The sequence below is a fragment of the Paraburkholderia sp. J94 genome (genome assembly GCF_905220285.1).
Classification (GTDB): Bacteria; Pseudomonadota; Gammaproteobacteria; order Burkholderiales; family Burkholderiaceae; genus Paraburkholderia; species Paraburkholderia tropica_A.
Genome location: NZ_CAJMZH010000015.1, coordinates 53362 through 78691, shown reverse-complemented (window position 1 = coordinate 78691; position 25330 = coordinate 53362). Strand labels below are relative to the sequence as shown.

Here is a 25330-nt window from a genome sequence, read left to right as displayed (position 1 = left end):
CAAGCGGCATCGTCATAACAAGAACAGTACACCGGTAACGGAATTGGCCAACCTGCGCTGGCGTCGGGGCGTCGGGGTCAGGCATCGTGCAGGGCTGCATGGGGAACATCGATGGAGAACAACGCTTATCACGCCGCGCCGAAGGTCGACGACGCGGTGGTCTACGTGATCGACGACGACGAGTCGATCTGCGCGGCGCTTTCGAGCCTGCTGCGTTCGTCAGGCTTCAGCGTCCAGACCTTCACGCGTATTGAGGAATTTCTTTCGGCGCCGCGTTCGGATGCGCCGAGCTGTCTGCTGCTCGACGTGCGTCTGCGCGGCGAGAGCGGGCTCACGTTTCAGCAGAGCGCGCGTCAGCATCAGGTCGATATGCCGATCATCTTCATGACCGCACACGGTGACATCGAAATGTCGGTGCGCGCGATGAAAGCGGGCGCGCTCGACTTCCTCACCAAGCCGGTGCGCGACCAGCGTGTGATCGACGCGGTCTCGACCGCCATCGGCCGTCACGCGGCATGGCTCGAACGCAGCCGCTCCGAGGCTTCGCTGCGCGCGCGTTACGACCTGCTGACCGCGCGCGAACGCGAGGTGGTGTCGTATGTCGTCGAGGGTCTGCTGAACAAGCAGATCGCCGGTGAATTGAACCTCAGCGAAATCACCATCAAGATCCATCGCAGTTCGGCGATGCGCAAGCTCGAAGCGCAATCGGTCGCCGACCTCGTGCGCAAGATGGAAGTCATCAGCGCGGCGGCGCAGGCACGCTTTTGACGGAGACTTTTATGGCCGTACTGGCGCAGCGGCTGGCGAGCAACGAGATTCCGGGTTGGGAAGCCACGGGCGCGGCGGATGCCTACGGGCGCGTGATCGGCGCCGAGTTGCTGCAACGCGACGACGATCTGAGTACCTGGCGCGCCATCGCCGAAGGCTGCGAGCAGCCGCTGTTCGTGAAGGCGCCGACGGCGGAGGCGGCTTCGCGCGGCCTGCTCGCGGCGTTCGAAAAGGAATACAGCCTGCGCGAGGCGATCGATCCCGAATGGGGGCTGTGTCCGCGCGAACTGTTTCGCAACGGCGGCCAGTTTCTGCTGACGCTCCAGCATTGCGAGGCCGTGCCGCTGGGCAGCGACATCGCGCACGCCCGCTCGTTGCGGCAGTTTCTTTCGCTGGCCGTGTCGCTGTCCGCCGCGCTCAAGAACATGCACGCGCAGGGGCTCGTGCATAACAATCTGAGTCCGGCCAATCTGTTCGCGGGCAGCGATTCGCGTGTCTGGGTCACGGGCTTCGGTCATGCGTCGAGCACCTTCGGCCTCGGCGCGCCCGGCGGCGAGGGCGGCGTGGTGGCGATGAGCCGCCTGCCGTATCTCGCGCCCGAGCGCACCAGCACGGCGAGCCAGCATAGCGATCCGCGCAGCGACCTCTATGCGCTCGGCGTGCTGCTTTATCAGCTGCTGTCGGGGCACATGCCGTACGAGGCGCGCGAGCGCGAGGAATGGGTGTATTCGCATCTCGTCAGCACGCCGAGGCCGCTGCGCAACAGCGTGCCCGACCTGCGTCCGCAGATCGAATTCGTCATCAGCAAGCTGCTCGCCAAGGCCGCCGACGACCGCTATCAAACCGCTGCGGGCGTGGAAGCCGATCTGCAATTGTGTCTCGAAGAATTGACGCAAGGGGTGGAGATTTCACCTGCTTCGCTCGGGCGCGGCGACCGCAAATCGCGCGCGGTGTTTCCGGTGCGCACCTATGGACGCCAGCGCGAACTGGAGCAACTGCACGGCGCGCTCGAACGCGTGCGCAAGACCGGCGACGCGATGGCGGTGATCGTCGAAGGCGAGCCGGGCGTCGGCAAGACGTTTTTTATCGACGAATTCAAGCGCAATATCGGCGCGGCGGGCGTGCATTTCACGCTGGGTAAATTTGATCAGTACAACGACAATATTCCCTATGCGGCCTTCGTGCAGGTATTGCGCGGACTCGTGCGGCCGCTGCTGCGCAAGTCGGGGCCGGAAATCGCGCTCTGGCGCGCGCGTTTCGAGGACGCGGTCGGCAAGAGCGGACAACTGATCGTCAATCTGGTGCCGGAGATCGGCGCCATCGTCGGGCCGCAGCCGCTTTGCGCGGCGCTGCCGCCGCAGGAAGCCACCAATCGTTTTCTGCTGGTGGTGAAGCGCTTTCTCATGCTGTTCTCGGACAAGCAGCGCCCGCTCGTGCTGTTTCTCGACGACGTGCAATGGCTCGATTCCGGCACGCTCGAAATCATCGACGGCTTGTCGTCCGATGCGGAGCTGCGCAACCTGCTGCTGGTGCTCGCGCATCGCAGCATCGAACTGGGCCGCTCGCGCGTGGCGAGCGAGCGTCTCAACAGCATTCTGTTTGGTCGCAAGGTGACGGAGCGCATCGGGCTGCGTCCGCTCGGTCTGCCCGATGTCGTGAGCCTGATCGCCGAAGCGCTCGACGAAGGGCCTGGCGTGGTTGCGCCGCTCGCGTCGGTGATCTTCGAAAAGAGCGGCGGCAATCCGTTCTTCACGATCGAATTCCTGCGCGAGCTGATTCAGGAGCGCCTGATCGTCTCGGACGTGTTCCGCGTGGGCTGGACGTGGGACATCGACCGCATTCGCGACAAGGGCTACACGGGCAATGTCGTCGATCTGCTGACGATCCGCCTCACGCGTCTGAACGAAGACACCAAGCGCGTGCTGTCGATCTTCGCTTGCCTTGGCGGCACGGCGCGCGTGGGCGCGCTCGCGCGGGTGCTCGGGCTGGAAAGCGGCCAGGTGCTCGCGACGATGCGCGAGGCGGAGTCGGCGGGGCTGGTCACGCGCAAGGGCGACGCGTATCGCTTCGTGCACGACCGCGTGCAGGAGGCGTCGTACGCGATGCTCGGCGAGGCCGCGCGCGAAGCGGCGCACGCGCAGATCGGCACGCGCCTGCTCTCGGCCATGTCCGCCGCGCCCGCGACCGCCGACGTGTTCGAGGCCGTGGGCCATCTGAATCGCTCGCAGCGGCGGCTGTCGTCGGCCGACCGCGCACGCCTCGCGGAACTCGATGTGATCGCGGGCAACGCCGCGAAGGCGGCGGCCGCGTGGAGTTCGGCGCGCGAGTATTTCGCGCAGGCCGAAAAACTCATCGTGCAATACGGCGTGCGCGGCGCGAGCCTCGACGTGTTCAAGCTGCATCTCGATCTCGCGGAGTGCGAGTATCTGACCGGCGACTTCAATCGCGCGATCGATACGGCGCGTACGGCGCGCGGCTATGCGGCGAATCTGCTCGAACGCGCGAGCGCAATGCGCATGGAGATCCGCATCCATCAGGCGGCGGGCGATTACCGGCTGGCGGTCGAAACGACTTTTCACGCGCTCGCCTTGCTCGACGTGGACGTGCGAAACGAAGCGCTCGACGACGCCACCGTGCAGCAGCAAATCGCGCTGATGCGCGAACAGTGCCGCGCGCAGCCGATGCGCGAACTGCTGATGCGCGGCTGCGTGCAGGACCCCATGCACGAGGCCGTGATCGGTCTCATCATCGACGCGATTCCGAGTGCGTATATCGGCGTGTCGAATCTGTTTCCGCTGCTCGTGCTCAAGGCCACCGAGCTGTCTCTCGCGCACGGCAATACGCGTCTTTCGGGCTACGTGTATGCGATTTTCGCGCTGCTGCTCGTGGGCAGCGCGCGCGATTTCGATCTCGCGTTGCAGTTCTCCGAACTTTCGCTCGAAGTCAACGAGCGCTATGGCGAGGCGCGCCTGAACGGCACGCTGCTGCATCTGCACGCCGATCACGTGCTGATCTGGCGTCGTCCGTTTCGCACCGCGATTCCGGTGCTCAGCCGCGCGATGAGTCAGTGCGTGGAAGCGGGCGATTTCATTTACGCGGGCTATATCGCCTTCGAAGGCATCTGGCAGGCGTACGAGCGCGGCGAGCATTTGAGCGAAGTGATCGCGCTGTGCCGCGAGAATGCGCGCTTCGCGAACGAGCTGCGCAACAAGGCCATTTGCGTCACGATCGAACTCGAATTGATGTTTCTGCTGCGCTTGCAGGGCATCGAGCCGGGCGGCGCGGGCATTGCGTCGACGCATCGCGAACTGGTCGAGAGCGTGCGCGAGGCGCAGTTCGGTTGCGGCATTGCGTTCGCCGCGATCATGGCGATGAAGGAAGACTTTCTGCACAACCGCTTCGCGACCGTGCTGGAGCGCGCGCAGGAGATCGAGCCGCTGCTCGGCGCGGTGATGGCGATGCCGATCGAGGTCACGTATCACTTCATTCGCGCGCTGTCGATCTTGCGCGTGCTCGATGAACGCGTCGAAGGGCTGACCGAAAGCGCGCAAGCCGATCTGGTCGGCTCGATGGATCGGCTCAAGGCGTGGGCAGAAGGATCGCCCGAGAATTACGGCAGCCGCCATGCGCTCGTGATGGCCGAATACGCGCGTCTGGTCGGCGATATCGAGCAGGCCGGCCAGGCGTATGAGCGCGCCATCGCGCTCGCGCGCGAGAACGGCCAGCCGCATTGCGAGGCGATCGCGCACGAGTTTTCCGCGCATTTCTACGCGCGCCGCGAACTGCGTTCGCTCGCGCAGGCTTGCTTGCGTTCGGCGCGCGACGCCTATGCGCGCTGGGGCGCGGACGCCAAGGTGCGCAATCTCGAACAGGCGTTCCAGCATCTGCGCGAACCGGCGGTGTCGGCGCGCGGCGCGGCGGTGCAGATGGCGCCGCTCGGCACCGTCGACGTGGCGGCGATGGTGCAGCTTTCCCAGGCCGTGTCGAGCGAGATCGATCTCGACAAGCTGGTGCAGGCGTTCATGCGCATCGCCGTGCGCCATAGCGGCGCGCAGCGCGCGCTGCTGATCCTGTGGTCGGGCGAGAGTTTTCGCATCGCTGCCGAAGCGGGTTTCGACAAGAGCGGCATCACGGTGCGCGCGAACGATCTCGGCCTCTGCGAAAGCGTGTTGCCGCTCACGGTCGTGCGTCACGTGATGCGCGTGCGCGAGAACGTCGTGATCGAGGACGGCGCGGAGCCGAACGATTTCCGCGACGACCGCTATCTGGTCGCGGGCCGCTGCCGCTCGCTGCTGTGCCTGCCGTTGTTGCGGCACGCGGAACTCGTCGGCGTGCTGTATATGGAAAACGGCATCACGCCCTATGTGTTCGACGTGGCGCGCGTCAATCTGATGAACATGCTCGCTTCGCAGGCGGCCATTTCGATCGAGAATGCGCGGCTGTATTCGGCGCTCAAGCGCGAGAACATCGAGCGTCGTCACACCGAAGAACGGCTGCGTCGCAGCGAGGCGTTTCTCGAAGAAGGCCAGCGCATCAGCAAGACCGGCACGTGGATCTGGAACGCGACGACGGGCGAGATGCTGTGGTCGCGCGAGAACTACGAACTGTGGGGCGTGGCGGTGGCGTGCGCGAGCCCGACGCTTGAAATGTGTCTGGAACGGGTACAGATCGAGGATCGGCTGCGCTTCAAGGAAGTGTTCGCGAACGCGATCTGCGAAGACGGCATGCACAGCTTCGAATTCTCGACGGTGCAGGGCAATGGCGCGGTGCGTCGCTTGCAGTTGATCTTCCGGCCGTGGTCGAGCCGCGAAGGCGGCGAGGCGGCACAGGCGAACCACGCGAACCACGCGGTGGGCGAAGGCGGCGTCAGCGGCCAGAGCGCAGAAGCGCCCGCGCGCGAGTACATCGGCTCGACGACCGACGTCACCGACCGCCGCGCCTCGGAAGACGCCTTGCGGCGCAGCGAGATGTATCTCTCGGAGGCGCAGCGCCTGAGCAATATCGGCAGCGTGGGCTGGAACGTGGAGTCGCGCGACATGACGTGTTCCGCGCAGACCTATCGCATTCTCGAAGTCAGCGAGCCGCGCCAGCCGCACATCGACTTCATGCTGGAACGCATTCATCCCGACGATGTCGAGCAGGTCCGGCGCGCGCTGAGCGAGGCCGAGGCGGGCGCGTCGATCATCGAAGTCGAATATCGCGTGTGCGTGGCGCGCGGTGCGATCAAGTATTTGCGCATGGTGGCGCGGCCGGTCGGCAACGCGCAGTCGAAGGCGGTGGAGTACGTTGGCGCGCTCGCGGACATGACCGAGATTCATCAGGCGCAGAACGCGCTGCTGCGCGCCCAGGCGGAACTCACGCATGTCACGCGCGTGTCCACGCTCGGCGAGTTGACCGCGTCGATCGCGCACGATCTCAAGCAGCCGCTGATGGCGATCATCACGCACGGCGAGGCGGGCATGCGCTGGCTGAACCGCGCGGTGCCGTCCATCGACGAGGCGCGCACGAATCTCGCGCGCATCGTCAGCGACGCGGATCGCGCGAGCGAAGTCATCAACCGCTTGCGCGCGCTGGTGCGCAAGGAGCGCTCGAACCGCGCCGCCATCGACATGACGCAGACCGTCACGGAAGTGGTCGCGCTGGTGCGTCAGGAACTGGAGAAGAACGATATCCGTCTGCGTGTGACGGCGGGCAGCGACCTGCCGAAGGTGGCCGCCGACAAGATCCAGATCCAGCAGGTCGTGATGAATCTCGTGTTCAACGGCATGCATTCGATCCTGCGTTCGCCGGGCGGCTCGCGCGTGCTGAAGATCGCGGCGGAACGTTCGGGCACGCATGCGGTGCGCGTCTCGGTGAGCGATTCCGGCACCGGCATTCCCGCCGATATCATCGACCGGCTGTTCGAGCCGTTCTTCACGACCAAGTCGGACGGCATGGGCCTCGGGCTCTCGATCTGCCGCTCGATTATCGACGAGCATCGCGGCGCCATCTGGGCCTTCAACAACGACGATGCCGGCGCGACCTTCTGCTTCGAGCTCTCGGCGCTGGACGCAGCAAACGCATCGGCGGATTGAGGCCGCGCGATCAGGCGTGCATACGCACAGAGTCGGTGCATGAGTCGCGTGTGCGCGCGACTTATGCCTTGGTATAAGCCGTAGCACGCCAACGTATGCAGCCGGAAACCGATCGTGCAATGGACCGCGATGATGCTCCACGGATAACGTGATGCTTGCGTGCGCGGGCACGCGAATCCGGCGTGATGCCGACTAACGGAGCCGCAACGATGAACGCGATAAACCTGGTCGCAATGCAATCCGATCCGTGGGCGCATACGCTCTCGGTGCTGTCGCGGCTCGCGTGCGCGCCGGGCGATGCGCCCAGCGCCGCGCGCACGCGCAAGACGGCGTCGCCGCGCGTGGACACGCCCGCGCCGCGTGCGCTGGGTGCGCGCGTTGGCGTCGCCGTGCGCATCGTCGAGCGTCCCACGCCGATGACCGCGTCGATCATCTGGATGGACCCCACGTCGTGCCGCTACGGCGAGCAGATCTGGCGCTGCACGAAGGCGCGCCGCAACGGCGTGTGCGTGTTGAGCGGCGAGTCGATCCGGCGCGGCGACGAAATCTATCGGCCATTCGGGCGTCGGCCCGCGCCCGCGAATGCCGAGTCGATGATGCTCGCGGCGCGCGTGCGCATCGCGCCGATCAACGAGTTGCTGGCGGGCGTGGCGATCTGAATGCGGCGGTAAATGAGCCGGTGAATGCGCCGATGAATGCAGACCTCATCGTGCGCCCAGCAGCGCGGCTTCCACGTGGGCCGCGAGATCGTTGGCGTTGACGGGTTTGGTGAGAAAGGCGCGCACGCCGATGGCCTGTGCGCACTCGGCGAGTTCGGCGGTGGGATAGGCGGTGATCAGCAGCAGCGGCGCGGGCACGCCCATCTCGCGCAGACGCGCGAACAGCTGCATGCCCGACATGCCCGGCATTTGCAGATCGGAAATGACGCACGCGGCGCGGTTCGCGCCGATCCACGCCAACAACGCGTGAGCCGATTCGAACGTGGCGACCTCGTAGCCGAGAGCGCGCAGCAAGCTCGCGAGCGCGAGACGAACCGATTGGTCGTCGTCGACCACGCAGACGTGATGAGCGCTGGACACGAATACTCTCCCCGACAGCCGTGCGGCGATGTTGCCGACCATGTTGCTCGTTCTCGATGCGAGCCCGTAGCGCAGTGTAGGGACTCGACATGCTTCGCGAAATCATACGCTTGTATAGCGGCGCGACGCAGCCAGGGAGTACGCGAAGCGCATTTTGAGGGCATGGAATAGGGCGCGCAGGCCAGGTGTTGTTCGCGATGTTCGCAGGTGGCGTGACACGTTCGCGCCATTTCCCGCCCTCCCGCAACCCGGCTCCCTCGACCATGAACACCCTGAACCCGCCTTCGATTCCACTCGCGCCGACACGCGCGCTCACCCGCAGCGACCATCGCACCCTCGTGCTCGCCGCGCTCGGCGGCGCGCTGGAGTTTTACGATTTCGTGATTTACGTGTTCTTCGCGGCGACTATCGGCCAGTTGTTTTTTCCGCCCGCGATTCCCGACTGGCTGCGTCAGTTGCAGACCTTCGGCATCTTCGCGGCCGGTTATCTCGCGCGTCCGCTCGGCGGCGTGATCATGGCGCATTTCGGCGACCGCGCCGGACGCAAGCGCATGTTCACGCTGAGCGTGATGCTGATGGCGCTGCCCACGCTGGCGATGGGCCTGCTGCCGACCTTCGACGCCATCGGCATCGCCGCGCCGGTGCTGCTGCTGATCTGCCGCGTGCTGCAAGGCGCGGCGGTGGGCGGCGAGGTGCCGGGCGCGTGGGTGTTCGTCGCCGAACACGTGCCGCCGCGTCATGTGGGTTATGCGTGCGGCCTGCTCACGGGCGGGCTCACGCTCGGCATTCTGCTCGGTTCGCTGATCGCGTCGGGCATCAACCATCATTATTCGCATGCGGAGATCGCGGCGTACGCGTGGCGCATTCCGTTCGTGATCGGCGGGCTGTTCGGCATGTTGTCGGCGCGGCTGCGTCGCTGGCTCAGCGAGACGCCGGTGTTCGTCGACATGCAGGCGCGCAAGGCGCTCGCCGCCGGTGCGCCGCTGAAGGCCGTGCTGCGCGGCCACCTGCGCGCGGTGCTGATCTCGATGCTGCTCACGTGGACGCTGACCGCCGCCATCGTCGTCGTGATCCTGATGACGCCGACGCTCGTGGCGAAGCGCTTCCACATCGATCCGGCGCTCGCGTTGCAGGCGAATTCGGCGGCGACCTTGTGCCTGACGTTCGGCTGCGTGATCGCGGGCTGGATGGCGGGGCGCATGGGCGCGCGGCGCACGATCGGCGTGGGCTGCGCGCTGCTCGGCGCGGCGTACTTTCTGATGCTGCGCGGTGTGGCCGCCGATACGGCGTGGCTCGTGCCGCTGTATGCGGTGTCGGGTTTGTTCGTCGGCGCGGTAGCGGCGATTCCGGTCGCGATGGTGCAGGCGTTTCCGCCCGCCGTGCGTTTCTCCGGCATTTCGTTCTCGTACAACGTGGCGTATGCGCTGTTCGGCGGACTCACGCCGGTGTTCGTCGCGCTGATGCTCAAGTGGAGTCCGCAGGCGCCGGAGCTGTACGTGGGCGCGCTCTGTGTGGTGGGTGCGCTGGCGGCGTTGGGGTTGAAGCGTGTGCCTGCTGATAAATAGCTAGGCATCCGAACTAAATACCGATACGCGAATTCCACGCGGTGATCCGCAGGCGCAATGGCATGAGCACGGAGACTTGTCGGCTAGCCGACACATTGCAGGCGAATTCGCGCGCATCATGGCGCTTTCGAACCCCGATAAGGAGCGACCCGTGACTTCGTCCACTGCCCGCCTCAAGCACGACATCTCGCCCGCCGAATGGGACGCGCGCGTCAATCTCGCGGCGGCCTATCGGCTCACCGCGCTGTTCGGCTGGGACGACCTGGTGTTTACCCATATCTCGGCGCGCGTGCCCGGTCCCGAGCATCATTTCCTGATCAACCCGTACGGCATGATGTTCGACGAGATCACGGCCTCGTCGCTCGTGAAGATCGATCTCGACGGCCGCAAGGTCAGCGACTCGCCGTACGACATCAATCCGGCGGGCTTCACGATCCACAGCGCCGTGCATCAGGCGCGCGAGGACGCGCTGTGCGTCATGCATACGCATTCGGTCAACGGCGTGGCGGTGTCGGCGCAAGAGGCGGGGCTGCTGCCGCTCTCGCAGCAGTCGCTGGGCGTGCTGGCCTCGCTCGGCTATCACGACTACGAGGGCATCGCACTCAACGAAGCTGAAAAGCCGCGTCTCGTGCGCGACCTTGGCGACAAGACCTATCTCATGCTGCGCAATCACGGCTTGCTGACCGTGGGCGCGACGGCGGCGGACGCCTTCGTCGCGATGTACTTCTTCGAGGCGTCCTGCATGATCCAGGTGCGCGCGCAGTCGGGCGGCGGCAAGCTCACGGCCATCGGCCAACCGATTCTCGACGGCATCAAGCAGCAGATCGCGCAGGTCACGCGCGGCATGTCGGCGGGCGCGCTCGTGTGGCCCGGTTTGCTGCGCCGTCTCGACCGGCTCAATCCCGGTTACGCCGAATGAGCGTGCATCGCGCGGAATAACGCGCGCGCCAGAACGTTATTCCCCGCGCGGACCCTATAAAACGAGAACGACGGCATGGCAAAGATTTTCATCTACGGGGCGGGGTCGGTGGGCTGCTACCTCGGCGGGCGGCTGCTGGCGGCGGGCAGCGACGTCACCTTCATCGGGCGCGCGCGCATCGCCGACGCCTTGCGCGCGCAAGGGCTCACGCTGTCGCGGCACGACGCGCGCCGCTGGCAGGTGCCGCCCGAACGCGCCGATGTCGTGACCCATGCCACGCGCGCCGTTGCGGCCGATCTCGTGCTCGTCACCGTGAAGTCGGCCGCGACGCCCGTTGCCGCGGCGGAACTCGCGGGCGTGCTGCGGCCCGGCGCGGTCGTCGTGAGCTTTCAGAACGGCGTGGGCAACGCCGACGTGCTGCGCGCCGCGCTGCCGCAGCAGACGGTGCTCGAAGGCATGGTGCCGTTCAACGTGGTCGAGCGCGGGCCGGGCGCGTTCCATCAGGGCTCGACGGGCGAACTGACGATTCGTCACGCGGCCGCCATGCAGCCGTTCGTCGACGCGTTCAGGCAGGCGGAACTGCCGCTCGTCGAGCACGCCGACATGCTGCCGGTGCAATGGGCGAAGCTGCTGCTCAATCTGAACAACGCGATCAACGCGCTGGCGAACCGGCCGCTCAAGGAGGAGCTGTCGCAGCGCGCGTATCGGCTCTGTCTCGCGATGGCGCAGAAGGAGGCGCTCGCGCTGCTCGGCAAGGCGGGCATTCGTCCCGCGAAGGTGACGCCGCTGCCGGCCACGTGGATACCGCGGCTGCTCGCCGTCTCCGATGCGTGGTTCGAACGCCTGGGCCGCGCGATGCTGACGATCGATCCGCACGCGCGCTCGTCGATGTCCGACGATCTGGCGGCGGGCCGCGCCACGGAAATCGACTGGATCAACGGCGAAGTGGTGCGGCTCGCGCGGCATCTGGGGCGCAAGGCGCCGGTGAACGCGCGGCTCGTGGAACTCGTGCGCGAGGCCGAGCGCAGCGCCGAACGGCCTTCGTGGTCCGGCGACGCGCTGCTGGCGCAATTGCGCGCGGTGCGTTAGGCGCAGCGCAGGTACGCATTCGATCCGCACGCGCCGAAAAGCACAAAGCCGCGAAAGCGCTCACGCCTTCGCGGCCTCGTGCATCGCCGTGCGTCTTCGTGGGGCCGCGTGCGTCCGCGTGCGTCCCGGTTGCGGGCGGCTTAGTCCTTCACGCCCACGGTCTGCAGCGGCTTCCACTCGCCGCCCACCACCTTGTACACCGTCACGCCGCCGTACTTCAGGTCGCCGTACTGGTCATACGAGAGTTCGCTGGTCGTCACGCCCTTCATGTTGGTGGCCTTCAGCGCGTTCAGGAACGTGCGCGGATCGGTCGAGTCGGCCTTCTTCATCGCGTTGAACACGGCCATCGTGCCGTCGTAGGCATACGGCGCGTACAGTTCGACCGGCTGGCCGAAGCGCTTCTGATAGTGATCGGCGAACGCCTTGCCGCCCGGCATCTGCGCGAGCGGGCTGCCTTCCGACGCGGCCAGCGTGCCGTCCGAGGCGTCGCCCGCGACCTTGATCAGATTGGCCGACTGCACCATGTCCGGGCCGATCAGCGGCGCCTTGATGGCGAGCGAGCGCATCTGCTTGAGCATCGGCGCGGCCTGCGTGTCGGCGCCGCCGTAGAACACCGCATCGACGTTGGCGGCCTTGATCTTCGTGAGAATCGCGCGGAAGTCCACGGCCTTGTCGCTCGTGTATTCCTGATCGACGATGGTCGCGCCCGCCGCCTTCGCGGCCTTGCTGAACTCTTCGGCGACGCCCTGGCCGTAAGCCGTGCGGTCGTCGACGATCGCGAGGCGCTTGAACTTCAGGCCCTTCACCGCGTAGTCGCCGAGCACGCTGCCGAGCTGCGTGTCCGACGTCAGCAGACGGAAGGTGGTCGGCAAGCCGAGGCGCGTGTAGGTGGGCGCGGTGGCCATGGCGATTTCGGGAATGCCGGCCTTCGCGTAGATCGGCGCGGCCGGAATGCTGGTGCCCGAGTTGTAGTGGCCGATCACGGCGACCACGCCGTCGTCGACGAGCTTCTGCGCGACGGTCGTGCCCGTGCGCGGATCGGCCTGGTCATCCTGGGCGTCGAGCACGAAATGCACGGGCTTGCCGCCGATGACCGGATTGGTCGCGTTCATGTCGTCGACGGCGAGCTGCACGCCGCTTTTGAAGTCGGCGCCATAGTGGGCCTGGCCGCCGGTCAGCGGCGCGGCGAAACCGATCTTGACTTCGACAGGCGCGGCTGCGAAAACGCAGGGCGCGATGCTCAGGGTTGCGCCCAGAACGCATGCGGCGGAAACGAACGACTTCTGAATTTTCATTGTTGTTGGACTCCTCGATGATGGATCGTGCGGGAACCTGCACCCTTGACGGTCTTGCAGGCGCGTGCCCCTCGCATTGCGGCATTGCGCTGGTCGGCTGCGAGCAATATAGAAGTCCAAAAGTGGTCGAGTCTTGCAGGAATTAAACAGCTTCGATGCAGAAATCGGCATAGCGGCGCTTTTTCGCCCGGCGCTGTCGTAATTCGCGCGGCGTGCCAATTATCAGAAACACGGATAAGTCGATGGTTTACCCCAACGTCACGGCGATCCATTTCGATCCGCCCGTGGCGGGCTGCGGGCGCTCGCGGGCGATTGCCCGAACGCCGCGAAGCAGTCAATTTCGATCGAGCAAGGCCGCAAGGCGTATCTGTCCGAAGAAACGGGCGGCCGATAGCATAAAAAAAGACGGCTATCGGATGAACCCTAACGTTCAGGACAACAAGGCGCCATGAAGCTTCCTCTCTATCAGATCGACGCGTTCACCAGTGAAATCTTCAAGGGCAATTACGCGGCGGTCGTGCTGCTCGAACACTGGCTGCCGGTTTCGCTGATGCAGGCGGTCGCGACGGAAAATAACCTCTCCGAAACCGCATTCGTCGCGCCCAGTGCCAATGGCGGATTCGATATTCGCTGGTTTTCGCCGATCACCGAAATTGCCTTTTGCGGCCACGCGACGCTGGCGAGCGCCTTCGTGTTGTTCAAACGTTTTGCGCAACGCGAGCAGATTGAATTTCACGCCGATGCGGTGGGCGCATTCACGGTGCGGCGCGGCGTCGATGGCATGATCGAAATGGATTTTCCTCAACGCGAAATCGAGCCGGTCAGCGCATGGCCCGATGAACTGGCGCGCGGCTTGTCCATTCGCCCGAAGGAAGTGCTGGTGTGTCAGCAGGCCTATATCGCCGTGTATGAAAACGAGGAACAGGTGCGCGCCGTCGTGCCCGATCTCGCCTTGATCGCGCGGCTCGGACCGCGCGACGTGGTGGTGACCGCGCCCGGCGATCGCTACGATTTCGCCTCGCGCTATTTCTGGCCCGCGAATGGCGGCGATGAAGATCCCGTGACCGGTTCGATTCACACGGCGCTCACGCCGCTGTGGGCTAAGCGGCTCGGGAAAACGCAGTTGCTGGCGTTGCAGGCGTCGAGACGCAGCGGTGTTTTGCATTGCCGACTGGATGCGGGGCGCGTGCGTATTTCGGGGCAGGCCGTGCAGTATCTCGAAGGCACGATCGAGGTGCCGGATCTGTAGTGGTCGGGCTGTATTTGTCTGCGCTGGGCTGTTGCTGGCGAGCGAAGATGCGCATAGGGCGGCGGGCGAAATCAGTCGATGCCGCCCGCCGCTCCAAGGTCACACCGCCTGCGTCTGCTCAAGCGGCGATTCGCTCCGTACTGCCACGCGCGTCAGGTTGAACAACAACAGTTCCATCGCGACCAATGCGATGGCGGCATAGCCAATCGCACCGAAGCCGATGAACTTGACGAGCGTGCCGCCGAGAAACGGCGCGATGGCGGCGCCCACCATCAGCATGGCCGGCGTGGCCGCCACCGCGCGTCCGCTTGTATCCAGCCGCGCGAGCAGGCCGAAAGCAAAGGTATGCGTGAACAGGATCGTGAACGCCATCAGCGCCCCCGAGGCGGCAAACCACGCATAACTCCCCGTATGCGTCACGATCATGGCGCACACAGCCTGCATGACAGGCACGACGGAAATGACGGTCGTGGCCTTGATGCGCTTTTCGAGCAAGCCCGCCAACGGCGCCGGAAGCAGTGTGACGACGCCATAGATCACGAGCGCCAGCGTCACCAGTTCGCGACCGAAGCCGCGCTCCATGCCGATTCGCTCGTAAAAGCTGAGCGTCATGGCCTGCGTCATCGCGAGCAAGGCGATGGCGCCAATCGAATACCAGACCGCACGCGAAAGCGGCTGAGCCCGCGTGTCCGATTCGTGACGATCGTCTTCGCCCTGCTGGCTCGGGCGTGGGAAGAACAGCAGCCCCATCACGGCGGCCAGTCCCATGACGGCGGCGAAAATGGCGAACAAGGTCGCGCCGCCGAACCTGGCCAGCACGCCCGGCGTACCGCCGAGAAAAATGATCCCGAATACGCCGATCGCCAGCCCGGCCCATGCGAATACACGATGAGGATTGAGCGCGCCCCCAATCGTGCCGTGCGTGAAACTGAGCGCGCTTCCCGCGGCCAGGCCGCCGACGAAATGCAGCGGCGCGAGCACGGTCATGGTCGTTTGCCCGAAGCAGAGCGTGAACGCCAGCGCCGCCATGGCAAAGCCCATGACGGCCGCCCACTTCGCATTCATGCGGTTGAAGCGAGAGGCAAAAAATACGCTCGACAGCGATGCGCCGATCAGAAACAGCGTCGGCAACGTGCCCGCCTGTTGAGGATTGAGCCGGTAATACGCGACCAAAGTCCCGACCCACAACGGCAGCGCGACCAGGTCCAGCATGCCCGCGCAGTGCGAAACCATCAGTGCCGCGATACCGCGGGCGCTTTCGATTTTCGGTGAGTTGCTTGCCTTTTGCATGGTCATCTCCTGGTCAGAACGAATGAATCCAGCGCAGGTTGACGTGCGTGCCCGAGTAGGTATTACGCTCGACGACCGGGAAATAGAGGTTCGCGAACACGAAGTTCTGGCGATTGATGGTCCACTCGACGCCCGGGCCGAGAGACAGATTGGTCGTGCGCGCGGCGGGCTGGCTGGCGCCGTTCACGCGGTCGTCGGTAATCTGGCGGAACCAGAAGCCGTTCAGGCCGACTTCGAGATTCGGCAATACTTTGTAAGACGCCGCAAAATTGGCCCATATCGCCTGGCCCGCCTGGAAGTTCATCATGTTCGGGACTTCGAACGGATTGTTGATCCCCGGATTGGTGTTCTTCAGGTTGTACAGATAGTGCATACGCACTGAAACAGACGTCTGCGGCGTAGGCAGAACCGTCACCGACCAGTAAGGGTTCAGCGACCAGAAGCCCGAACTCGGATTCACCAGCTTGTTGGGATCGTAGGCACCGGTCGGCGCGATGACGTCGAACTCGAAACGCTGCACGAATACCGGGCGGCCGTTGCTGATCACCGGCGCCATCTGCAAGAACGGGCCGAAGGTAATGTCGCCAAAGCCGGAACGCGAGCTCAGCGTCGGTGCGTAAGGATTGAATTCGGTCGAGTGCGAGCTCAGCCATGCAACGGGCAGCATCGCGGTGAAGCCGAGCGATCCGCCCAGTACGTGAATCGGCGACGTATAGACGACCTGCGGCATCCACACGAACGCGTTGAGCTGGGCGTCCTTGAAGGCCGGGCTTTGCGAGCCGGTGTTCGTATAAAACTTCGTGTTGTGTTCGTACTGAAAGAGTTGAATCGATGTCCAGCCTGGCTCGGTGGAGCCGAACGCATCGTTGAATGTCGTGGCGCCGAGATCGATCCCGGCGGGCTGGTAGGTCGATGCGTTCGCGAGACAGGACATCGCCGCCCATGTCGCGCCAACCACGACCTGGCGGTATCGTCCGATCCTGCCTTGATATCCCATTCCTTCGGTCATTCTTTTGTCTCCGTTATATAGTAGTACTAGTTATTATGGGTAAAGCTTCACAACTGGAATGCTGGCGGCGATGTGCTGCCGCCAGCAGGTCGACGGTTACTTCGGCGACGACGCGAAAGGCAGCACGAGTCGCGAAAGATGCGTCGCATCCCGATAGATCGTGTGCGCGACCGGCCGTCCAACGGGCAGATGGAACGCATCGGGCGGCAACAGCGAATTGTGCTCATCCACCAGCGGCTCGTTGCACATGAGTTCGAGGACGAGCTTGTGACCGGCCTTGAATTCATTGGCGAAGGGATAGAGCCGAATGACGTATTCGTTGATCACGCCAGGCTCGACCGGCACGCTGCGCGTGTGCGGGTGATATGGATTTCCCTCGCTGGAGCGCTCGTCCAGTTCGCGATGCGATGCCTTGAGAAAGCCCGTCGTGACGAGTTGGCGCTTGCCGGTGGGCGCTTCGTCCCAGAGGCGCAGAATGAAGTTCGTGTCGTCCTGATCGATGGCGGCGTAGAGATGCGCGGCGCCTACGCCATGCACCGACGTCGCGGTATGGAAGGGTTCGGTGGACCACGACAGCTTCTCCACCTTGTCCACGATCGTCAGCGGCGCCTGATAGAAGCCCTCGGGATGCGCGTGATCGACATCCATCGGCTCGGGCTCGAACGCCAGCTTGCTACGGGTACGCAAGTACAGGGGCCGGTATTCGACGGGCGCGACGGGCCAATGTTCACCGGTCATCCACTGGCGGCTGCCTTCGACATGCACCTTCACCTGCGGCTCGTCCATGATGCCGTTGTCGATGCCCTTGAGCCAGTAGTCGTACCAGCGGAACATGGTGTCGTGTTCGTCGACCCAGGGGCGCGTCTGCATCGGCGGATACGGCCCGATCTCCAGTTTCTTCGGGCCCTTCAGCACATCGAACAGTTCGATCGTGCCGTCGACGGTCCAGCCGCGGCCCTGGTTGATCTGCAGGTACACCGGGATGTCGATGTTTTTGGCCAGATTGATCGGGTTCTGTTCCTCATACCACTCGCCGTCGAGGTGATTGGTGACGATGTCGAACCACGATTCATGGTGAATCGGATAGTTGAGCACGTGCACGAGATTCGGCCAGGCCGCCACGTCGGGGTCGGCGAGCCGCTCGGCCACGCGCTGTTTGATTTCCGCCTCGGAGTAAGCCTCGAGCATGCGCGACTTGTGACGATGCGTGAAGGCCCAGCCTGAATCGCCGCCACGGCCCTCGCGCGCGGCGCGCGGCATGAACCACATGACGCCGCCGTGATAGGTCGTCTCGTAGAAGTCGAAGTGCCCGCCGCTCACGAAGATCGCCTTGAGATGCGGCGGGCGCTCGGCTGCGGCGAAGATCTGCATGGAGCCAAAATACGAAATGCCGATCATGCCGACGACGCCGTTGCACCACGGCTGAGCCGCCACCCATTCGATGAAATCGTAGGCGTCCTGACCAAGCGGGACGCCACCGGCGTTGTAGTTGCCGATGTGTTCGCCTTCGGAGGCGCCCGAGCCGCGCACATCGCCGATCACGTGCACATAGCCTTCCTTCACCACGCGCGCGATATCGCCGGCCTCGATGCAGCCGTCCCACAGCGGAGACGGACGCCGCTGCGGCGGGACGGTGAGCGCCAGCGCCTGGAGTTCCTTGCCATAGGGGCTGAGCGCGACGAGAGCCGGGCGAGGCATATCGCCTTGGGCGTGATAGGCATCGGCCGCCAGATGAACGCCGTCGCGCATCGGCACGCGCAAATCCTTGTGTACGACGATCATGACCGATAACCCTTGTGGAAGTAGCCGTGCATAGTGGTGAAAAACGGAGAAGGTTCGAGCGTGGGATCGCCCTCGTAGCGCAAGTGCTGCGCGATACAGCAGAAGGGCGAGCAGGAAGCCTGGGCGACGGCGGCGTCGTCGAGGCCGAATTGTTCGGTAGCGGCGCGCACGCGGGCCTCGATGTCGAGGCTTTCCTGGATCTTTGCCGCCGCCTGTTCGCGGTCGAGCACCACGCCCAGCGATTCGGCGCCCTGGCTGCGATACGGATGGCCGAGGAACAGGCGGTTCGGTTTGACGTGGTCGCGCAGGTGCAGCAGGCTGGCGCGGTACGCGTCCGGGTCGGCGTAACTCGGGAAGCCGTTGGCGGCGCCGTGGATCTGCACGGCGTCGCCGACGAAGACGTCTCGCTGGCCCTCCACCACATACGCGACCGAACCGGCCGTGTGGCCCGGCACGGAATGCACCGTGATCTTCACATCCGGCCCGAGCGAGATTTCATCGCCGTCGCGGACCACGAGGTCGGGTTCCATTTCGCCCGAGATGGCGGCCTCGCAGGCGGCCGTCAACTTCGCTTCCGCCTGCGGGTCGTCGATATAGCGGCCACGCGCGGCCAGATATTCTTCGACATGCGTGCGGCGCGAACGAAGGAACGGTGCGTCGGCCTCGTGGATCACGATTTTGGCTTTGCGGCCCGTGAGTTCCCACAGCGCATGCGCGCCGCCGATGTGGTCGATGTGTCCGTGCGTCAGAAGAATCCAGCGCACGTCCTCGATGCGCCGGCCCAGTTGCGCCAGCGCGGGCGCAATGCCATTGGCGGGCGATGCGGCGATGCCCGTATCGACAATCGCGGGTTCGCAGCCGTCGATGAAAAAACTGTAGAGGCCGAATCGCCCCCACTGGGAAAACAGCGGGTGGATATCGACGGCTTTCATCGTTTGGTATTCCTGATGAAACTGGCCGTTTCGGCAAACACGCCTTCGAACTCGGGCAGCCACGAAAAGTACTGCACGAAGCCATGCGCCGCCGACTCGTAGCGATGAACAGTCGCTGAAACGCCCGCCTGTTTCAGCTTGTGCCCGTACAACTCGCCTTCGTCGCGAAGCGGATCGCATTCCGCCGTGACGATGAGCGCGGGCGGCAGTCCAGAGAGAGTATTTCGCTTGATGGGCGAGACGCGCGGATCGGCGGGGTCGGCGCCGCTATCGATATAGAACGCGTTGAACGGCTTCAGTGCCGCGGTCTCCAGCCCGTTGCCGACGGCGTTGCTCGTCAGCGATTCGTAGCGCTCGACATCGAAGTCGAGATCCAGCGACGGGTAATAGAGCACCTGGTGCGTGATGCAGTTCAGGCCGGCGTCGAGCGCCATCGCGGCGACCGCAGCGGCGAAGTTGCCGCCCGAACTGTCACCGGCCACGGCCAGGGTCTGGCCGTCCCAGCCGATGCCGCTCGCCGGATCGCGGCCCGTCTTTTCGATCCACTGGACCACGGCGAAGCTGTCGTTCAGGCCCGCCGGGAAGGCGTGCTCGGGCGCGAGCCGGTAGCCCACCGACACCACCGCGCATTGCGTGGCATTGGCGAGCGCGCGCGCGACATGATCGTGCGTGTTGAGGCTGCCGAGAAAGAACGCGCCGCCGTGGAAATACACCAGCACCGGATGGGTCTGCGCCGCCGTCGGCTTGTAGACGCGCACGGGCACGTCACCGGCGGTCGTCGGCACGGTCTGGTCATGCACCGCATGCACGGGCATGCGCTGCTCCAACGGCGCAACGTGGCTTTCGTCCGCCGCGCGCATGGCGTCCGGGTTGGGCGGTCCCGGCGGCGCGGGCGGCAAGGAGGCGATGAACTGGGCGACCTTTGGATGGAGTGTCATGATTTAGCTCCGTGCGGCGAGTTCGCCCTGGTGCTGGCTGGGGAAGACGCTTTGGACTTCGTCCTCGCTCCAGCCCTGGCGCGACAGGCGTTGAAGTTCATCGGTGACCGGCTTGCGGCTGGCCTGGAAGTGCGCCAGCGCTTCGGGAATCGAATCGGCTTCGATGAGGCTGGCGGCAAGCGCGCCCGCATCGAGTACCGCCGAGTTCGCGCCCTGGCCCTGGTGGTGCAGCATCGCGTGCGCCGCATCGCCGATCAGCACGACGGAATTCGAATGCCAGTTCGGCACCGGGTCGATGTCGTACACGGCGCGCAGGTTCACCTTGCCCATGTCGAGTCCCTCGGTGATCGCGACCAGTTGCGGATCGAAGCCCGCCACGACTTTGAGCAGTTGCGCCTTGCTCGCGAGCGGCGCGGGCGTGGAGTCGGTCGCGAGGCACGTGACGTCGAACGACACTTCGTTGCGATGCTTCAGCGGCAGCAGATAGATCTTGGTGCCGTGGCCCACGTACATGCGAAGGTTGCCGTCGTCGACGAGACCGCAGGTGTCCGCAGCCGGGATCACGGCGCGATACGCGTGTTCGCCGGCAAACACCGGGGCCTGGTCGCTGAACAGATGCTGGCGCACCTGCGAGCGAATGCCGTCGGCGCCGACGATCAGATCGGCGGTCACGCTCACGCCGTTCGCAAACACGGCGGTGGCGCTGTTGCCGTTGTCGACGATCTTGCTCAGGCGATGGTCGAGCTTCACCATGCCGTCGGGCAGCACGCCGAGCAGCGCATCGATAAAGTCGCCGCGATGCACGAAGCGCGTGGTGGCGCCGAAGGCTTCTTTTTCGGGCCATTCTTCCATCGCGATGCGCTGGCCAAGAGCCGTCAGGATTTCGAAGTAATCGCTCGCCGAGGTCACGGCCGCGATACGGTCGTAGATGCCGAGCTTGCGAAACTGGTCCATCGTCGAGGGGCGCAGGCCGATCCCGGCACCGACCTCTTTGACCTCTTGCGCCTGCTCGTAGACCGTCACCGTGGCGCCCGACTGGCTGAGCGCCAGCGCGGCGGTCGCGCCGGCGTAACCGGCGCCGATCACGGCAATATTCAGGTTCTTCAAAGTACCGGGTGTCATGATGTGTCTCTTGAGTTGATCTTTTTGTTAATGCTGCGGATTGGGCGTCAGGGCGAGAAACTCGGCCGTGTTATGCACGAACAACTGGTCGATGACGGTGTCCTCGACGCCTTCGGCGCGCAGATCGGGCAGCAGTTGCTCGAACAGATAGTTCACGGTGTGACCCTTGACGCCGGGCCAGCCGAGCGGCGAGCAGTTCGCATCCGCCGAGGCCAGCACCTGGTTCACCAGACCGCTGTCGAGGAATCGCAGGAAGTGCTTGAGACGCTCCTGGCGGTGGCGGCCCCAGAACGGCGGATCGGGCAATTCGAGGTCGTAGCCGAAGGTGTCGAAGCCAATCCGGCCGCCTGCGCCCAGAATGGCTTGCTCGTTGACGAGACCCTGGCTCACGCCATCGTCGGCGTGGCCGAACAGCACCCGGTGGCAGGGCAGTTCCTCTTCCGCGAAGATCGTCAGCGCGGGCGCGGAGTCGACGGCGAGGTGGGTGAAGATCGGCGCGCCCGTGATGCGCGAGGCGCGCGCCGCCGCGCGATAGATGCGCAGGTCGAGCTCTTTCATCTTGAAGCCGCGGCTCACGCCCACCTTGATGATCCCGGCCTTGGCGCCGGTATCGCCGATGCCGACGGTGATCTCGTGCACGAACTGATCGGTCAGATACTCGACGCTCGCGCGCTCGAAGAACGGCAAGGCCGTGTCGCCGCCGACGAAGCCCGTGCTGGCGACGATATGCACGCCGGTCTTGTCGGACAGCGACTTGTAGTAGTCGATGTCGCGGCCATTGCAGATGCCCGTCGCTTCGACGAAGGTCGCCGCGCCCCAGGGCTTCGTGTTCTCGTGAAACAGACGCAGCTTGGGCACGGTCTCTTCATAGCGCTGCTCCGGCGTCTTCCACCAGCGGCTGTCGAGCTCGCAGCCAGGCATGCCATAGCCGATGTGCTCGTGAATCGCAACAAAGCCCAGCTCGGAAGCCGAAATGGTGCCCAGCACCGTATTTACACGTGTCATTTGACTTCCCCATTGACGCTCAGCAGGTGTGCCGTGTTGGTGATCAGCATGTCTGCGATGTGTTCTTGTGACACCCCTGCGGCGTGGAGCATGGGCACGAACTTCGTCAGTACGTCGCAGTAGGGAATGTCGTTGCCGGGTTCGCCGAACGCCACGCCGGTGGCACTCGACGAGAGGATGATGCGATCGGCGTAGCCCGCTTCGATCAATTCGCGGATCAGCTCGACGCGTTCGGCGTCGCTGATATGGAGCGGATCGGTCGAACCGATGTGGTCCACGCCCACGCGCACGCCCGCGCGTGCGACGGCCATCGGCCAGCCTTGGGCGACGGCGTCGCGGCGGTCCATGCCGCCCATCACGAGGCGTTCCGGGCTCAGCACTTCGTCGAGAGCCAGTTGCATTTCTTCGAGCGCATCGGCGCCGCAGCGGATGAAGACGGGCACGCCATAGCTCGCGCCCGCGCGCGCCGCGCCGCGCACGAGGCTGCCGTCGGTCGGCGTCATGCCGCTGCGGGTGACGGCCGTGGCCACCATGCCCGCGGGCGCGCGGCGCTCCAGGCGGGGCACCACCATGCCTTCGTTCACTTCCCGCCCGAACATCTCGGCGAACTTGGCCGCCGGCCAGGGCGCGGGCGGATTGGTCTGCGGCGTCAGAAAGTAGCCGCCGAGCATGGCTTCCGGTCCTTGTCCGGTCGACGCGACGATATGAACGCCGGTGGCGCGCGACAGCGCCTCGTACAGACGCAGGTCGCGTCCCTCGAACATGCCGGTCGCATCGACGATGGCGCCACCGCCTGCCGCCTTGAACGCGCAGAGCTTGGCCGCGATCGCATCGAAGATTTCGGCGCGGTCGATCTTGATGTCGTACGCGTACTGGGCGCCGGGCAGCACATACAGCAGCGACTCGCTGATCAGCGTGACGCCCAGCTGCCTGGCGTCGACGGGGCCGAGCACCGTGTTGACCAGCGTGGTTTCGGCGCCGCCGTCGTTGCGCGGGGCGAGGATGAGGGAGGTGAAGGGCGGCGTCGGTTCGGGGACGCCCTGGCTGTGTTTAACGCACATGGTTGCCTCCAATGGGCTCCGGGGTGCGATGCACGTCACCAGCAATAGAAACGGTCATGCCTCTCACGAGGATGTCTCCTGTTCGTTAAGGATAATGTTGTATTGTTATGACAAAGTTCGGGGCAAAAAAAACCTGCTAACGACTCAGGCCGAACGCGTACTTGAAGTCTTCGGCGCGATGCACGGCACGGCGCCAGCCGCCCGGCTGCCCGTCACTGCTAAAGAGCGTGGTCTCGGCGACGAGGACGGGCGCGCCCACATCGACTTCGAGCGCTTGCGCCTCTTCCTCGCTGGCGCCCGACGCCCAGATATGTTGCTCGCCGCGCGTGTACACCACGCCGAGAGCCTGCTCGATCAGCGCGAACACGGTGCCGACGCGTTCGAGTTCTTCGACTGACGGCGCAAAGTCGGGCGGCGTGCACAGGTAGGTGCATGCCCAGACCAGCGGCGCGCCCTTGACCGAAATGACGCGCTGGAGATACAGCAGTTTCTCGGCCGCATCGAGCCCGAGCGCCTCCCGCACCCCCTCGGGCGCCTCGACGTGCCGAAGGCCGGTCACCCGCGAAGTGGGCGTGAGCCCTTGCTCGGTGAGGTAGCGGGTCAGGCCGCCGAGTTCCAGCGCCGGAGGCAGGCGGACATTGACGCCGTGTACGGGAAAGGTGCCCTTGGCGCGCTGGCGCACCACGTAGCCCTCGTCGACCAGTTCCTTGAGCGCCTGACGAATCGGCGCCCGGCTCACGTGAAACCGCTTCATCAGGCTGGCTTCCGTCAAGGCCGGCGCGGTGGCGTTGCCCGCGCCCTGTAGCTCGCTGATCAGGATCTGCTTGATCTGGCTATACAGGGGAACAGTCGAAATGCGGTCGATGGTCTGTTGCATGTGAGTTTATTGGTACAGGTGTGTACCAATAATATTGTTATGCCAAAGTGATGTCAACCTGAACCTCGAACGTTAGCGACGTTAGCGACGTTAGCGACGTCAGCGGCGACTGCTCCGCCTGGTTAGAGGCGGTGCGCGGTCAGACGGCGCAGCTTCGGGATCGGGAGGCGATAGTCGAGCGCGGCAGCGGTCGCCGAGCCATCCTGCTGCCGCCAGCGGAGCACACCTTGCCTGCCGGTGCCCTCCACGATCTCCGGCTCGCCGACGACCGGCGTCGGTCCGATCGCCTTGAGCGAGAGACCGAACGCCTCCGTCCAGAAGTACTGCTGAAACGCCAGTTCCGGCGCATCGGGCTTGAGCAGCGCGGCGGCGCTCACCTTCGCCTGATCGATGGCGCTGGTCCACAGCGGCACACGGGCGACGCGCCCCGCGTGCGGGAAGGCCGCGACATCGCCAGCCGCCGCGATAGTCGGGCGGACGAGACCGCGCCTGTCGACCACGAGCGCGCCGCCGGTAAGCAGCCCGCTCGTGGCGAGCCACTCGACATTGGGCGCGTCGCCGATGGCGGTGACGATCACCTCCGCTTCGATCACCGTGCCGTCGCCCAGCGCCACCACCGAGGCGCCGTCGCGTGTGACCACCTCCGCCGCGCCCGTCGTCACGATCGTGAGGCCCTGCGCGCGCGCGGCATCGTGGAACGGCGTCGCGAGCCACGCGCCGAGCTGCGCCGCGAGCGGCATCCCTTTCGCGACGAGTGTCGTCGCGCAGCCGGCCCCGACCGCGCCGGACGCGATCTCCATGCCGAGCGGGCCGCCGCCCACCACCACGACGGACGGTCGTGACGCGAGCCGTGCCCGCAGCGCCAGTGCATCGGCGAGCGTGCGGACGGTGTATTCGTCGCTGCCGCCAGGCGGCCCTAGTCGCCGCGCGCGTGTACCCGTGGCGATCACCAGCGCGTCGTACGGCACCTCGTCGCCATCCGCGAGTCGCACGCGTTGCCGATCGACATCGAGACCGACCGCCGCGACGCCGCGCCGTTCGTCCGCGCCGTGCGTCGCTTCAGGCAGCAAGTGCGAGCTCAGATCGTCGCCATCGCGCAGCAAGGCCTTGGACAAGGCGGGGCGGCTGTACGGCGCGACCGTTTCGTCGCCGATGACCGTGATCCGGCCATCGAATCCTTCGGCGCGCAGCGTGTCGCAAGCGGTCAGGCCCGCGATGCCGTTGCCTACCACCACGATCTCGCGTGGGGCGTTCCGATGCGTGCTCATGAGGTTCA

20 protein-coding genes are annotated in these 25330 nt (G+C 65.2%); 8 read left to right on the top strand and 12 right to left on the bottom strand.

Going from position 1 to position 25330, the window contains the following annotated elements; genetic code table 11:
* Window positions 1-111 precede the first annotated feature (111 nt).
* The 3 genes from U4Y88_RS28180 to U4Y88_RS28170 all read left to right on the top strand — a co-directional run bounded on the left by U4Y88_RS28180 (window position 112) and on the right by U4Y88_RS28170 (window position 7501).
* Window positions 112-768, top strand: a complete 657-nt coding sequence (locus tag U4Y88_RS28180; RefSeq protein ID WP_224012801.1) for a response regulator transcription factor — start codon at window positions 112-114, stop codon at window positions 766-768.
* Window positions 769-779: 11 nt separating this feature from the next.
* Window positions 780-6842 (top strand): AAA family ATPase, encoded by a 6063-nt coding sequence (locus tag U4Y88_RS28175; protein ID WP_321787801.1) that lies wholly within the window; start codon window positions 780-782, stop codon window positions 6840-6842.
* A 209-nt stretch (window positions 6843-7051) separates the two neighbouring features.
* Window positions 7052-7501: a DUF3331 domain-containing protein gene (locus U4Y88_RS28170; RefSeq protein ID WP_321787799.1), complete on the top strand. Its 450-nt coding sequence runs from the start codon at window positions 7052-7054 to the stop codon at window positions 7499-7501.
* Between the two features lie 45 nt (window positions 7502-7546).
* Here U4Y88_RS28170 and U4Y88_RS28165 read toward each other — a convergent pair whose 3' ends face one another.
* Window positions 7547-7921 (bottom strand): response regulator transcription factor, encoded by a 375-nt coding sequence (locus U4Y88_RS28165; protein WP_321787797.1) that lies wholly within the window; start codon window positions 7919-7921, stop codon window positions 7547-7549.
* A 263-nt stretch (window positions 7922-8184) separates the two neighbouring features.
* Here U4Y88_RS28165 and U4Y88_RS28160 point away from each other — a divergent pair, with 263 nt between their 5' ends.
* The 3 genes from U4Y88_RS28160 (at window position 8185) to U4Y88_RS28150 (ending at window position 11494) form a co-directional block, all read left to right on the top strand.
* Window positions 8185-9486, top strand: coding sequence for an MFS transporter (locus tag U4Y88_RS28160; protein WP_321787796.1), 1302 nt, complete (start codon window positions 8185-8187; stop codon window positions 9484-9486).
* Window positions 9487-9604: 118 nt separating this feature from the next.
* Window positions 9605-10405 carry a class II aldolase/adducin family protein gene (locus U4Y88_RS28155; protein ID WP_415774513.1) on the top strand — a complete coding sequence of 267 codons (801 nt, stop codon included), beginning with the start codon at window positions 9605-9607 and terminating at the stop codon, window positions 10403-10405.
* A 75-nt stretch (window positions 10406-10480) separates the two neighbouring features.
* Window positions 10481-11494, top strand: coding sequence for a 2-dehydropantoate 2-reductase (locus U4Y88_RS28150; RefSeq protein WP_321787792.1), 1014 nt, complete (start codon window positions 10481-10483; stop codon window positions 11492-11494).
* Window positions 11495-11634: 140 nt separating this feature from the next.
* Here U4Y88_RS28150 and U4Y88_RS28145 read toward each other — a convergent pair whose 3' ends face one another.
* A complete protein-coding gene (locus U4Y88_RS28145) occupies window positions 11635-12789 on the bottom strand; it encodes a branched-chain amino acid ABC transporter substrate-binding protein (RefSeq protein ID WP_321787790.1) in 1155 nt (384 codons plus the stop codon).
* Window positions 12790-13031: 242 nt separating this feature from the next.
* On the opposite strand from U4Y88_RS28145, the gene U4Y88_RS28140 reads away from it, so the two are divergent.
* Both U4Y88_RS28140 and U4Y88_RS28135 read left to right on the top strand, forming a co-directional pair.
* On the top strand, window positions 13032-13241 hold the full coding sequence (locus U4Y88_RS28140) for a hypothetical protein (protein WP_321787789.1): 210 nt from the start codon (window positions 13032-13034) through the stop codon (window positions 13239-13241).
* The gene (locus U4Y88_RS28135) at window positions 13238-14038 is read left to right on the top strand and encodes a PhzF family phenazine biosynthesis protein (RefSeq protein ID WP_321787787.1); all 801 of its coding nucleotides are present in this window, start codon (window positions 13238-13240) and stop codon (window positions 14036-14038) included. The genes U4Y88_RS28140 and U4Y88_RS28135 overlap by 4 nt, the downstream gene beginning before the upstream one ends.
* A 99-nt stretch (window positions 14039-14137) precedes the next feature.
* Here U4Y88_RS28135 and U4Y88_RS28130 read toward each other — a convergent pair whose 3' ends face one another.
* From U4Y88_RS28130 to U4Y88_RS28085, 10 genes are all read right to left on the bottom strand, one after another.
* Window positions 14138-15328, bottom strand: coding sequence for an MFS transporter (locus U4Y88_RS28130; protein WP_321787785.1), 1191 nt, complete (start codon window positions 15326-15328; stop codon window positions 14138-14140).
* A gap of 13 nt (window positions 15329-15341) precedes the next feature.
* Window positions 15342-16337 carry a transporter gene (locus U4Y88_RS28125; RefSeq protein WP_321787783.1) on the bottom strand — a complete coding sequence of 332 codons (996 nt, stop codon included), beginning with the start codon at window positions 16335-16337 and terminating at the stop codon, window positions 15342-15344.
* A 96-nt stretch (window positions 16338-16433) separates the two neighbouring features.
* Entirely contained in the window at window positions 16434-18119 is a 1686-nt protein-coding gene (locus tag U4Y88_RS28120; RefSeq protein WP_321787781.1) for a CocE/NonD family hydrolase, read from the bottom strand.
* The gene (locus U4Y88_RS28115; protein ID WP_321787778.1) at window positions 18116-19051 is read right to left on the bottom strand and encodes an MBL fold metallo-hydrolase; all 936 of its coding nucleotides are present in this window, start codon (window positions 19049-19051) and stop codon (window positions 18116-18118) included. The genes U4Y88_RS28120 and U4Y88_RS28115 overlap by 4 nt, the downstream gene beginning before the upstream one ends.
* On the bottom strand, window positions 19048-19989 hold the full coding sequence (locus U4Y88_RS28110) for an alpha/beta hydrolase (RefSeq protein ID WP_321787776.1): 942 nt from the start codon (window positions 19987-19989) through the stop codon (window positions 19048-19050). Before U4Y88_RS28110 ends, U4Y88_RS28115 begins: the two co-directional genes overlap by 4 nt.
* A gap of 3 nt (window positions 19990-19992) precedes the next feature.
* On the bottom strand, window positions 19993-21111 hold the full coding sequence (locus U4Y88_RS28105) for an FAD-dependent oxidoreductase (RefSeq protein ID WP_321787774.1): 1119 nt from the start codon (window positions 21109-21111) through the stop codon (window positions 19993-19995).
* Between the two features lie 27 nt (window positions 21112-21138).
* Window positions 21139-22116, bottom strand: coding sequence for a phosphotriesterase (locus U4Y88_RS28100; protein ID WP_321787773.1), 978 nt, complete (start codon window positions 22114-22116; stop codon window positions 21139-21141).
* Window positions 22113-23216, bottom strand: coding sequence for a phosphotriesterase (locus U4Y88_RS28095; protein ID WP_321787989.1), 1104 nt, complete (start codon window positions 23214-23216; stop codon window positions 22113-22115). The genes U4Y88_RS28100 and U4Y88_RS28095 overlap by 4 nt, the downstream gene beginning before the upstream one ends.
* A gap of 97 nt (window positions 23217-23313) precedes the next feature.
* Window positions 23314-24054 (bottom strand): GntR family transcriptional regulator, encoded by a 741-nt coding sequence (locus U4Y88_RS28090; protein ID WP_321787771.1) that lies wholly within the window; start codon window positions 24052-24054, stop codon window positions 23314-23316.
* Window positions 24055-24176: 122 nt separating this feature from the next.
* Window positions 24177-25322 carry an NAD(P)/FAD-dependent oxidoreductase gene (locus U4Y88_RS28085; protein WP_321787769.1) on the bottom strand — a complete coding sequence of 382 codons (1146 nt, stop codon included), beginning with the start codon at window positions 25320-25322 and terminating at the stop codon, window positions 24177-24179.
* Window positions 25323-25330: the final 8 nt, after the last annotated feature.